Source organism: Sodalis ligni, from assembly GCF_016865525.2.
Lineage (GTDB): Bacteria > Pseudomonadota > Gammaproteobacteria > Enterobacterales > Enterobacteriaceae > Acerihabitans > Acerihabitans ligni.
The window spans coordinates 5864095-5876532 of the sequence record NZ_CP075169.1; the positions used below are offsets into that span (position 1 = coordinate 5864095).

Annotated in this window: 12 protein-coding genes; 8 read left to right on the forward strand and 4 right to left on the reverse strand. The window is 48.8% G+C overall.

What is annotated here, in order from left to right:
- The first annotated feature begins 160 nt into the window (after nt 1-160).
- On the forward strand, nt 161-718 hold the full coding sequence (locus tag GTU79_RS27235; protein WP_253073443.1) for a hypothetical protein: 558 nt from the start codon (nt 161-163) through the stop codon (nt 716-718).
- A 60-nt stretch (nt 719-778) separates the two neighbouring features.
- Here GTU79_RS27235 and GTU79_RS27240 read toward each other — a convergent pair whose 3' ends face one another.
- Nucleotides 779-1012 carry a hypothetical protein gene (locus GTU79_RS27240; RefSeq protein ID WP_203520383.1) on the reverse strand — a complete coding sequence of 78 codons (234 nt, stop codon included), beginning with the start codon at nt 1010-1012 and terminating at the stop codon, nt 779-781.
- 663 nt (nt 1013-1675) lie between these two features.
- Between GTU79_RS27240 and GTU79_RS27245 the strand changes: the two genes are divergently transcribed.
- From GTU79_RS27245 to GTU79_RS27265, 5 genes are all read left to right on the forward strand, one after another.
- Nucleotides 1676-2476 carry a phytanoyl-CoA dioxygenase family protein gene (locus tag GTU79_RS27245; protein ID WP_203520382.1) on the forward strand — a complete coding sequence of 267 codons (801 nt, stop codon included), beginning with the start codon at nt 1676-1678 and terminating at the stop codon, nt 2474-2476.
- A 10-nt stretch (nt 2477-2486) separates the two neighbouring features.
- Nucleotides 2487-4319 carry a carbamoyltransferase family protein gene (locus GTU79_RS27250; RefSeq protein WP_203520380.1) on the forward strand — a complete coding sequence of 611 codons (1833 nt, stop codon included), beginning with the start codon at nt 2487-2489 and terminating at the stop codon, nt 4317-4319.
- A gap of 225 nt (nt 4320-4544) precedes the next feature.
- Complete coding sequence (locus GTU79_RS27255) at nt 4545-5456, forward strand: SGNH/GDSL hydrolase family protein (RefSeq protein WP_214513541.1); 912 nt, start codon at nt 4545-4547, stop codon at nt 5454-5456.
- 113 nt (nt 5457-5569) lie between these two features.
- On the forward strand, nt 5570-6163 hold the full coding sequence (locus GTU79_RS27260; protein ID WP_214513542.1) for a hypothetical protein: 594 nt from the start codon (nt 5570-5572) through the stop codon (nt 6161-6163).
- A gap of 132 nt (nt 6164-6295) precedes the next feature.
- Nucleotides 6296-6814, forward strand: coding sequence for a hypothetical protein (locus tag GTU79_RS27265; RefSeq protein ID WP_214513543.1), 519 nt, complete (start codon nt 6296-6298; stop codon nt 6812-6814).
- A 10-nt stretch (nt 6815-6824) separates the two neighbouring features.
- Here GTU79_RS27265 and GTU79_RS27270 read toward each other — a convergent pair whose 3' ends face one another.
- The 3 genes from GTU79_RS27270 to otnK all read right to left on the reverse strand — a co-directional run bounded on the left by GTU79_RS27270 (nt 6825) and on the right by otnK (nt 9903).
- Nucleotides 6825-7643: an FAD binding domain-containing protein gene (locus tag GTU79_RS27270; protein WP_214513544.1), complete on the reverse strand. Its 819-nt coding sequence runs from the start codon at nt 7641-7643 to the stop codon at nt 6825-6827.
- Nucleotides 7644-7993: 350 nt separating this feature from the next.
- The gene (gene otnC, locus GTU79_RS27275) at nt 7994-8632 is read right to left on the reverse strand and encodes a 3-oxo-tetronate 4-phosphate decarboxylase (RefSeq protein WP_132924686.1); all 639 of its coding nucleotides are present in this window, start codon (nt 8630-8632) and stop codon (nt 7994-7996) included.
- Nucleotides 8629-9903, reverse strand: a complete 1275-nt coding sequence (gene otnK, locus GTU79_RS27280; RefSeq protein WP_203520375.1) for a 3-oxo-tetronate kinase — start codon at nt 9901-9903, stop codon at nt 8629-8631. Before otnK ends, otnC begins: the two co-directional genes overlap by 4 nt.
- 128 nt (nt 9904-10031) lie before the next feature.
- Between otnK and GTU79_RS27285 the strand changes: the two genes are divergently transcribed.
- A complete protein-coding gene (locus GTU79_RS27285) occupies nt 10032-10928 on the forward strand; it encodes a DeoR/GlpR family DNA-binding transcription regulator (RefSeq protein ID WP_213085627.1) in 897 nt (298 codons plus the stop codon).
- Between the two features lie 495 nt (nt 10929-11423).
- On the forward strand, nt 11424-12371 hold the full coding sequence (locus GTU79_RS27290) for a 3-hydroxyacyl-CoA dehydrogenase (protein WP_203520373.1): 948 nt from the start codon (nt 11424-11426) through the stop codon (nt 12369-12371).
- Nucleotides 12372-12438 lie beyond the last annotated feature (67 nt).

Sequence of the window (12438 nt, forward strand, 5' to 3'; positions counted from 1 at the left end):
GCATAAAACCATTCAATTCTGACTAAAGATGGCAATTTTAACTCCCGGTTTTTCAATAAAGAAACAGTACAAAAAAGTAAAGCCTAATACTTAGATATTTTTATTTCAAAGGTTATTTATGTACTCATCCAAGCCGAGTGTGGTCTATGGATTCCATGGAATGGATAAAGCTGCTGCAATGTCAATTTTAAATTATCAAGATAATTTCCGTCATAGCAATAATATTTATGATTGGCTTGGTGATGGAGTTTATTTTTGGGAAAACAATCATGAAAGAGCGAAACAGTATGCCCTTGAGGACATGAAAAGACCTAAAACCAAGATCAAAGAACCATTTGTTTTAGGTGCAGTAATTGAACTTGGTAATTGCTTGGATTTGCTTGACCAAAAACATATTGATTTTGTGAAATTCGCTCATTCCGAAATGGTTAAATCATTAGATACCAATAGCAAACCCATTCCTATCAATAGTGGTTTTGGTACTGTCGATTTTGACTTCAAGCGTAGAGAACTTGATTGCGCAGTGATTAGGCATGCCCATGCAATTGCACTCAAAGAAGGTCTAAAATTTGATTCAGTTCGTGCTGCTTTCATGGAAGGGAATGCTATATATAGTGGCGCTAAATTCTTCGATAAAAATCATATCCAACTCTCAATTTTGAATCCAGATTGTATCAAAGGCATTTTCCTTCCTCGTCAACCAACATGCTTATTATAATTTTAAAATTACATTATTTAATCTTCAAATACTTGACGATGTTTCATGATCGTTATTGGGTTAGCTGCTTAGGTCTAATTGGCTAGGTCCCATAGGAATATCAGGCATCTGGATATGTAGCGGCCAATGCTCTTTTGCAGCTTGTATTACCTTTTGTACGGCGGCTAAATCTGATGCCAAGAAGATACCTGCAAGTCCACATGTAGTCAATACTAATACCACACTCCAGGCTATGTAATTAGCAAGACCTCTTACGGCTTTTCTATTATTTAGCCCATTAGTTGAATTACTCATATCTATTCCTTTTATTAATAAGTCCATATATCAATCTCTATGCAGTTAACTTCCATTATTTAAACGCGTTAAATAAAGAATGAAATTATTCATGCATCCATTGCAAACAGACTAAGCTACCCTGACCGACTTTACTTTCCTTCTCGTCATTAAAATACTAACTTTTTCTCCTTCCGACCCATTCGGCGAGATTGTTGCCCTCATCATGACGGTAGAGGCAATGACGGCAATATCTCAGTGCAAACGTAATATTCATACCAGCATGTGCTACGCATTTTGGTTGTTTACTATAAATGACTGTGCCCCTACCGCAATAGACATCTTTACATCCTTTTAAATACTTATTTCTTCTGAACACGTTTTCCCTGAATAATAAACTTTATTTGGGTTTTAACCGAAGATTAAAAGACTGCTCAAGTATTGCAGGAATTATGTCAATTGATAATTATGTCAAATGTAATATTTTCCATGTGATCTTTATCAGAATGAGGCCAAAAAAATACCTGAGAGCTCATTTAAGCGTTGACGAAATGTTCACTTGTAAGTAAATTTTATCTGTGCCGGTAACAATACATTCAATCTAAGTGCAGGATAAAAATATATATATATGCATAACTGATTTCTTAAGGAATTTATGTAAAATAATATAGCAGGAGTTCAGGAATGGAATCTAAAGATCTGGAACTTTATCGCAAGCAAGGATTCAACATCTCAGAATCCCTTTATACTCGCCAGGAAGTGAACATACTCAATGCTGAAACCCATCGATTAATGCATGAAAGCTCCGCCGGAAAGGTATTGGAAGGCAATGGAAAAACTCTGAGAAGCATTAACGGGCCTAACCTTAACAGCGAGCTTTTTCAAAATTTAGCCTGCGACGCGCGATTGCTTGGGCAAGCGGAAATGTTACTGGGCGGACCTGTTTATGTTCATCAATATAAAATCAATACCAAGCAGGCGTTCCAGGGCCAGAATTGGGAATGGCATTCCGACTACTGGTTCTGGAAGAAAGAGGATGGCATGCCGGAACCGAAAGCCCTGACCACGGTTATTTTCCTGGATGAAGTCAATGAATTCAACGGCCCAATGTTGCTTGTGCCGGGAACGCAGTATGACGTGCTCATCGACGAGATTCACGATAGGCCATACGGCGAACTCGATGGGGGTGACAACTGGGCAATCACGACTGCGCAAAACCTCAAGTATCGTCTCTCTGAAACGTACCTGCGCAAAAAAATCGAAAATAAGGGAATCGTGGCCGCAAAGGGTCGCCCGGGTGACGTACTTTTTTTCCATTGCAATCTCCTGCACTGCTCTAGCGCGAACTCGTCGCCATGGGACAGAAAAGCCGTATTTATTTCCTACAACCTGGTCAGCAATTGTTTAAACGAAGTGCCCTCCCCTCGACCGGAATTCATGGCATCCCGTCAGTTCACTCCGCTGACACAAAAGCGCGTTTTTTAAGGAACCTCGAATGAAAACGTATATTCTGGGACTGTCATGCTACTTCCATGACAGCGCCGCCGCGTTGCTTTGCGATGGAGAAATTGTGGCGGCCGCGCAGGAAGAGCGATTCACCCGTATTAAGCAGGATCCTTCTTTTCCCGAAAATGCGGTTAAGTTCTGCTTAAACACGGCAGGAATTACTTTAGACCAGGTATCTCGGATTTTTTATTACGAAAACCCCACGGAAAAATTTAAACGCATAATGTCCACCGCCGTCACCTCCGGCTGGTCGGGGGTCAGATCGCTTTTTTTCCACGTGCCGGGATGGTTGACCAATAAGCTGTACGTCAGAAAAAAACTTACAAAGGCACTGGGCTTCGCCAACACGCCCGTGCCTGAAATTACCTATATTAATCATCATCATTCTCATGCCGCGTCCGCATTTTTTCCCAGTCCATTTGAGAAAGCATTGGTGCTTTGCATTGATGGCGTTGGTGAATGGGACACAACAACAGCCTGGGTAGGTGAAGGCAGTAAACTCACGAAGCTCTGGCAAACGCGATTTCCACATTCACTTGGTCTGATTTATTCCGCGTTCACGTTTTACTGCGGATTCAAGGTTGATTCCGGCGAGTATAAGTTGATGGGCCTTGCTCCTTACGGACGCCCCGTTTATGCCGATATGATTAAAAAGCATCTGATACAGGTGCAACCGGACGGCAGCTTTGAGATGGACATGTCCTATTTTGACTATGCCACGGGCGACCAGATGACGTCGGAAAAGTTTCACGACCTGTTCGGCGGCCCGCCGCGTGATGCGGAAAGCGAGCTTACTGAACGGCAATTCAACCTAGCCTCGTCCATACAGGCAGTTCTGGAAGAAGTGGTATTGCTTATTGCCCGTTATTGGCAGAAAAAGACGGGGTTGGAAAATCTTTGCCTGGCCGGAGGCGTTGCCTTGAATTGCGTGGCAAACGGCAAACTGGCGCAGGCGGGTATCTTTAAAAACATATGGGTACAGCCGGCATCCGGAGACAGCGGCGGTTCGCTGGGTGCGGCGCTCTCAGGCTGGTATGGACACGTAGGCGCACCACGCATACCTGATGCAGGAGACAGCATGAAGGGTAGCTATCTGGGGACCCGTTACACGCGCGAAGAAATCCTTCATTACCTTAATGAGCAAGGCGCAGTTTTCACCGAGCTCACGGAAGATAAACTTTGCGCGGAGGTTGCCGGGATTCTGGCACAAGGTAATGTCACCGGCTGGTTCCAGGGCAGGATGGAGTTCGGCCCCCGCTCACTCGGCGCGCGCTCCATCCTGGGCGATGCCCGAAATCGCCAAATGCAGACGGTAATGAATCTCAAGATAAAGAACAGAGAGTCATTCCGTCCTTTTGCTCCGGTCGTATTAGAAGAGCATGCAAAGGACTGGTTCAGCGTGAAAACGAAAAGTCCCTATATGCTGTTTGTCTACCCGGTTGCAAACTCCAAGCTCACACCACCTGGTCCCGGTGCCGTTCAGGTAAGCGGACTTGGAAAACTTAACCAAATCCGCTCACAAATCCCAGCCGTTACGCATGTTGATAATTCGGCGCGTCTGCAAACGGTCGATGGGAGTCACAATCCGCTTTTTTTCAGTCTCCTGAACGCCTTTCATGCGCGAACAGGCTGTCCGGTGCTGGTAAATACGTCTTTTAATGTCAGAGGAGAGCCGATTGTTGAATCACCTAAAGATGCTTATGTCTGTTTCATGCGCACATCAATGGATTATCTCGTATTGGGAAATTTTCTATTGCGCAAACAGGATCAACCCGACTGGGAAGAAAAAATAGACTGGAAGAAACATTACCCTCTGGATTAATACTTTCGGAATCAAGTTCTCAAAGGATGAGTAATGAAATTTAAAAAAATGTCCCATCAAGAGGCGGTAAACCGATGCTATGAGCTTACCCCACAACTGCGTGAATACGATGAGTTCATGTACCTTGGCGTCCGGTGGTTGCCTTATACCATGTTTTCCATCATCGGAATTATACCTCAGCGATTATCAATACGGATGACATGGGGTTTCGCCTGAGTCATTCCCTTGCGGCTGGGCATCAACCGCCGATTTCCTGCTGATAAACCCGTCAATATTGTGATTGGCGGTTCAACGGCTCTGGGTACCGGTACGACATCCGATGCAAGCACGGTCTCTTCCGCGCTGTCAAAACTGACGGGAGAAGTCTGGTTGAACTTTGGCGGGCGGGGCTATAACTCGGTGCAGGAAGCCATCATTTTTATGCTCAACCAGCATCGCTTCGATAAAATAAATAACATCATTATATTAAGTGGTCTAAACACGCTTACCTTGGAAGGACTGCCTGATGATTATACCAGTGAGTATGGTAAATACTATTATTCGTATGAATTTTTGCATTATATGAATCGATATAATAAGGACATTAAAAAAAGGGCAAATTCTTATGCTTCAATGAATGAATCAGCGGTTAAAAAATTAATTCCACGGCTCACTGAGAAATTCAATCATTGGCTGGATGATACTGAAGGGAACCCGGCAGAAAGGGTATTTACCGATACTCACATGGACCTGGCCGAGCGTATCAGCCGGGCCGCTCGCAGCACTATTGATTCCGCGGCGCAAATCAATCAGCTTGCCCGTAAAAATGGCGCCCGAGTGCATTATGTCCTGCAGCCTTTGTCCAGATGGAGTAAAGAGATCTTTCATGAAACAGAGGAAGAGATGTTCTATGCTATCGACGCCTGTGCTAATAACTTCTGGCGCTTATTTGAAAAACTCGCAACGCCGGATTTACATGAATCCTATTCTTCGCAGCTTAAACAGGGATGCTTGAATGAAGACATTTGTTTTTTTGATATGAACATGCTCATGAAAGACTCACCTGTCTTGAATGAAAATATCTATATCGACCACTTGCACTTCAACGATGCCGGTTACGAAGAAATAGGACGGATTATCTATGAACAAGTCATTTAACATGGAAGAAAAAAGCATTCAAAGAACCTGCTTGTCAGAGTTTTCCGGCGGTTGTTTTGCGGAAAAAGAAAAACGGGCACCACCTATCCCTCAGATAAATGGAAAGCGAGACAATGTCTAAATATTCTGCAAACTGCAGGCCGGTCGTGGCGATAGTTGATGCCGTTTCCGCGGGTGCGCTGGTCACGCAGGAGATGGCCGGGCATTATGACCTGATACACATTGAATCAGATGTTGCCGTCAACGCATTATCTCATCCCCGTTTCCATAAACATCATTTTAAGGCTTTTTATCACTGGGACCGTAGCCAGGCAGAAAAGTGCCTTGAACAAATCGCCTTGCACAATCCTTTGGCAATTATTCCAGGCCATGAATCTGCGGTTAAACTGAGCGAAAAGATTGCCTGGAGCATCAATGGAGATGGCAATGACCCTGCGACCACGGTACTTCGCAGAAATAAATTTCTGATGAATGAGGCAGTAGGTCGCGCGGGCCTGAAAACGGTTAAACAGGCTGCCAGTGATGACCCCTGCGTTCTGAAAAACTGGTTCAGGCAATATAGCCAATCAAAAGTTGTGGTCAAACCCCTCGACAGCGCTGGTTCAGATGACGTATATATCTGTACGAATGAAGCTCAGGTAGAAGACGCAGCACGCACCATCACCAGCAAAATCAATATCATGCATAACCGTAATGAAAAGCGCTGATCCAGCAATTTATTGAAGGTAAAGAGCACGTCGTTAATACTGTTAGCCTGAACGGAAAACATAAAGTCACTGATGTATGGCGCGTTTCTAAAAACTTTCTGTCGGCAGGAATCTATATGATTTTGATGAACTGTGTCCCCACAGGCTCCAGAGACAGAACGTTGTATCGCTTACACTCTCAAAGCACTTGATGCAATTGGTATTGTTAAAGGAGCGGGCCATACTGAGCTTATCTTATCCCCTGATGGCCCCACGCTCATTGAAGTCGGCGCCCGCGTTTCCGGCGCTGCTAATCCTGAAGCGATACGTGTTGCCACCGGCAGCGATCAGCTGGAACTGATCAGGTATGCCTATACGTGCCCTGAATCATTTTATCAGGCAAGCGAGCGGTATCAGCTCATCCATCCATTACGCTGCGTTCATGCTATAGCGTCGCAGACCGGGCCTTTTTCCCACGCTGAACTGCGGAGTTTCCTGGAAACGTTGCCTGGATTTGTGAGCGCGGTGATGAAAATAGCCGAAGGCGCCCGACTCAAACCCACAACGGATGTCTACTCCTGCCCCGCTGCTTTCTTTCTAACGGGGATAAGTGAGCAGGATATCGCACAGGACTATGTACGATATCGTCAGTGGGAAGCGGCCAATCTCTGAGGGTTTGTGGTTACAGGTTGCCGAACATCAGGCGGTTGCCCATGCTCATTCCAGTCTCCCGCAAGTACTTACCCAGGTGCCGCTGCGCCGGCTCCCAGCGACGTAAAGCGGCGGCAATATCGGTAGGATGAGTCAGAAAAGCCTGCCTTAACGCCAGCGCATTTGCGGCCGCCTTGGAGGTGCTTGCCGCCGTATGCGGGCGTGGAATGGAAGCCGCATCGCCGAGCAATAACACGCGATCTTTCACCATGCCATCGACGGCCAGATCGCGGATAGATTGCGCAAAGGGTTCCTTGGTTGCCTGGACCGCTTCTCTGAACCCCGGGGGAAGTAAGCGCGTAGCCTCTTCATAAACATGGTTTTTCCATTGTTGGGTAATGTAGCCTTCTGGCAGGGAATGCCCGCGCATGACGCCATTCTTATCGGTCATGATTGATTCGCGTGTGGCGTCGTCCGTAACGCGATACCATACCCAGTTATAAAGCCGGTGACCCGGGCGCAGATCGTTATTTATGCCGGGTACCAGGTAGCCCAGAATATGCGACCCCTGATTAGTGGCAAAGGCGAAGTTGCCATGAAGGTCGCGATATGCACGTTCTGGCAATTGCTCTTCATTAATTAATCCCCGCCATGCGATATAGCCGGAATACGTCGGTGCTTCACCCGGCCAGAGTAATTGCCGAACGGTAGAGCCGTTCCCGTCGGCACCAATCAGGATATCGCCCTGCCTATGGCTGCCATCCTCAAACCATGCCGTAACACCCTCTTTTGCGAGTCGATACGTTGTAGTTTTTGCCCTGATGGTAGTTTTCCTTGCCGAGGTTCCCACGCAATGTCGAATAAATCAATGACCACGACGTTTGAATTTGCGGGGCTAATTGTTTGTCCAGAATAGTGCCGTCCGGATTATAAAAAATGCGATATTGTGAACGAACACCCAGCTCATTCCAGTCTTTGTTAATACCGCTTCCATGAATGACCTCCACAACCTGAGGCTGAAGCACAATCCCAGCCGACGTGACATTAAAAAAGTAAGGTTATTTGTTGATTTTATTTATCAGTTCCTCAATCCAACAGCGTCGGGAGAAACTGATATATCCTGAAGGTAACTGTGGAGAGTGAGCCAGTAGTAGCGGTCGGATTTTCGAATCCGACCGCCTACATAACAGGGAATATTCATCACCAACGGGCGCCGAAAGTATCAATGAGCTCCTGGATAGCCTCATCGCTCAAGGGGGATGGTTTCGGTGACGACATTAACCACAGTTTCGCGGTTTCTTCCAATTCTTCCAGCACATAAGCCGCTTTAGATACGGTGCTTTCCCAAATGACCGGCCCGAGCCGTTCCAGCATCACCCCCCGGACTTGATTCGCCAGACTGGCAACGTGAAGCGCCGCAACGTCTGATCCCGGCCGTGCATAAGGTATCATGGGTAAATGACCCACTTTCATCACTTGATAGGGTGTTATCGGCGGCAAGATATCCTGCGGCTGCCAAATGGAATTGAGCGTCAGCGCCACCAAATGCGTCGAATGCGTATGGACAATACCGCCGACACCGCTATTGTTTTTATAAATCTGCCGGTGGAGTGAGAGCGTTTTCGACGGTTTGGCACCGGATATCCAGGCGTTATCGAGATTCACCTTGGCGATATCTTCCGGCTGCAGCGTTCCCAGACAAGCGTCAGTTGGCGTAATCAGCCAGCCATCGTCCAGCCGCGCGCTGATGTTGCCCGCGCTGCCCACCGTATAACCGCGCAGGTAAAGGTTATAGCCCACCCGACAAATCTCTTCCCGAAGCGCCGTTTCATTTTTCATGATTGAACCCCCGAGAGTCTGGCGATGGCTTTGGCAAAAAAATCTTCCGAACCGAAATTACCGGATTTAAGCGCCAGCCGCGCCGGGCGATCGATAGATTCCATGACCGGTACGCCGGGATCGATTTGTTCGCCAATCCGTAGTATCCGTATCCCCAGCGCCTGTACCACGGCCCCCGACGATTCGCCGCCGGCGATAACAAACTTGCGGATCCCCGCGCTGTATAGGCCCAGCGCAATTTGTCCCAGAGTGCGCTCCACCAGCTTCCCCGCTGTTGAGGCTCCCAAAATTTGCTGCACATGTTTTACCTGGTCCGGCAGGCTGGTGGCATAAATCAAAAATGATTCTTCGTCAGCGGCGAATTCGAGCGCCTGCCCGGCGATATCTTCGCCATCAGCGATTTTCAGCGGATCGATACGAAAAGCCGGCCGGCCGCTATCAACCCAATGGCTTACCTGCCGGTTGGTCGCAATAGAGGCGCTCCCCGACAGTACCGCGCTGCGTCCGGGTTGAGGCGACATCGGCATCGGTTTATACGGCGCGAGTTGACCCTGCTGCCGGAAGTTTTCCGGTAAACCCAACGCGATGCCCGACCCCCCGGTAATAAAACGCAGCGATTTTACCGCCCGGCCGACGGTGAACAAATCGTTATTGCTCAGGGCGTCTACCACCGCGATTTTTACGCCCTCTTTCTTAAGCGCGGTAATCCTTTCCCGAACGGCGGATTCGCCCGCCGCGATATGGTCATAACGGATAAGCCCCACCGGCAGCCGGGTCTGTTTTGCCAGGAAACGAACCAGGTTTGCATCGGTCATCGGCGTCAGCGGATGATTTTCCATACCTGATTCATTGAGCAGCGCATCATTGACAAACAGGTGTCCACGGTAAACCGTCCGACCGGTTTCGGGAAATGCCGGACAGGCGATGGTAAAATCTTCCTGCATGGCTTGCAGCAGCGCCTCGCTGACCGGCCCGATATTGCCTTCCTGAGTCGAGTCGAATGTTGAACAATATTTGAACATGATCTGTGTGCATCCCTGTCGTTCCAGCCAGCGCAGCGCCTCCAACGATTGGTCTACCGCTTCGGCCACCGGCGCTGTGCGGGATTTCAGCGCGATGATCCAGGCATCGGCGCCCAAAGCGGCAATGTCACCCTCAGCCGGCAAACCGATAAATTGAATGGTCCGCATTCCACTGCGAACAAGATTATTCGCTAAATCGCTGGCGCCGGTAAAATCATCGGCGATACACCCTAACAACGCTTTACCCATGTCCACTTCCTCATGTGTTGCACATTCGTTTTAGATGGTTTGTCTGGCAGCGTTAACATCCTATCATGTTCTATAATGTTAACATGACACCCATGCATGGTATTTTATGTTAATATATGTTTTGAGATTTGCAAGCAATAGATAAAGCCTCACATTGTGATGTAAAATCTGTTTTATTCTCCATGACATTCCTAGCCAGCAAAACAAAGAGAGGGACGATGTCGGATTACCATGAAGAACCAGGTCCGTCCGCGGATGCGCCGCTGATTCCCGCCCAACGCCGTGAAATGATTTTGCGTCAGTTGCGCCGGCAGCGGGTATTGAGTGTTAGTCAGTTAACAGAAATTCTGAAATGCTCCCATATGACGGTCAGGCGCGATATCGCCTTACTTGAACAGGAAGGCCGGGCATTTTCGGTCCCTGGCGGGGTGAGGATCGCCAATCAGCTCTACAGTGAGCCCAGTCATCAGACCAAGGTCATTGCCGAGCAGGAGGAAAAGCAGCGAATGGCCCCGGAAGCGGCCAAACTCATGCGATCGGATATGACGGTTTATCTGGATGCAGGTACCACAACCCTATGTCTTATTCCTTATATTCAATCACTTAGCGGAGTAACCGTTATTACCAATGATTTGACCATCGTCCTGGCTTTGACCGACTCGCCGCACGTGGAGGTCATACAGACCGGCGGCATTCTTGACCATAAAAATCGTTCGTTCGTCGGGGGGCTTGCTGCGGCCACGATGAACAATCTGGTGGCTGATTTGGCTTTCATTTCCGCCAGCTCCTGGGATCTGCAGCATGGAGTCACCACGCCTTCCGCGTTAAAAATCGATGTTAAAAAAGCGGTAATAAGCAGTTCTTCACGGAATGTATTGCTCGCAACCAGTTCAAAATACGGGACATTTGGCATGTACCGCATTACCGGTCTTGATCGTTTCGACACTATTATCACTGATGCCGGTTTAACAGAGGATGCCGCAAGAGGCATACGTAAGCTGGGCGTGGAATTGATATTAGCCTGAAGCGGCTTTGCCGCCCCGTAGCCTGATCGCGATCCGTATCACAAACTTGAGTTTTAATTCCCTGGGGCCAGGAGCGAATCCTGGCCTTGAGCGGCCGCCTTTTTTTACGCCTTGTAAAATTTTTCCTCAAAATTAACCTTATTAAACAAGTTATTAAAACACATGGCTCCGGACGCGATAGCGCCAAAATCTGTAATCTTACCAGATGTTCCCCGATGGTAAAAAGTGAATATTTTAACTTGACAGTGTTAATAAATAATAAATAATGATAAATATTAACACGCAATATCTATGAGGCTTACCCTCCCAACGAATTCGGCGATAGATGTCTGCATTCTGTCGACGAAAACGGTTGTCCTGAATGGAATCCGTCATTGATATTGAATATTAATGAAGTTTTGGTTTCGCAAGAGCCGCTCTCTAAACCTAAAGCGGAAAATCAGGGGCAAGACGTAGCAACGGCGCACACGCAGGCCATACATCAGGAGAAAAACTGTGAAGAGAGTTGCAATAGTAGGATGCGGAGTAGTCGGTTCATCATGGGCACTCGTTTTCGCCCGGGCCGGGCATGAAGTCGCCGTGTACGATGCCTCTCCGGGGTCGGTACAGCAAGCCCTCGCATTTGTGCGCGAGTCATTGGAAAGTCTGCCTCCCGACGGCGGCGGCAGCGCCGAGGATATCGATGTCGTATGCGCCCGGCTAAAACCCGCCACGTCGCTCGAAGAGGCGCTGGCCGGTGCAGACTATATTCAGGAAAGCGCGCCGGAACGCCTGGAAGTGAAGCGCGAACTGTATCCCCAGCTCGATGCGATCGCCCCGCCCCACGTCATTCTGGCAAGTTCAACCTCGGGTCTACCCGCCTCGTCCTTCACCGACCAACTGCGCCATCGCGAACGCTGCCTGGTGGTGCACCCTATCAATCCACCACATCTGATCCCCTTGGTAGAACTGGTGCCGGCGCCCTGGACGGATGCCGGGGTGGTCAACGAAGCCGCCAAGCTGATGCAGAGTCTCGGGCAATCGCCGATCCGCCTGAACCGCGAAATCAACGGTTTTGTGGTCAATCGCCTGCAAAGCGCGCTGTTGGGCGAAGCCTTCCGCCTTGTGGAGGATGGTCTATGCAGCGCCGCCGATGTTGATAAAGCCGTTTCGGATGGCCTCGGCCTGCGCTGGTTCTTCATGGGCCCGTTCGAGACCATTGATCTGAACGCTCAAAACGGCGTGGCGGAGTATTGCCGCAACCTGGGCCCCATGTACTACGGTCTGGCCAGAGAACAGGCCGACCCGCGTGAATGGAACGCAGCCCTGGTGCAGGACGTCGAGCAACAGCGGCGCCGGTTGACGCCCGCGGACGGATTGCCGGCGCGCCGCCTGTGGCGGGATCGTTGCCTGTCCGCGCTGGTGGCGGCCAAACGGCGAGTCTTGAACGACAGACCAAACTGAGCGGGCATTTAGGCCCGCGGCGCGTTTCGTGCGTTCAAGGCCCGGTCTTATCCATTCAAGATAATTT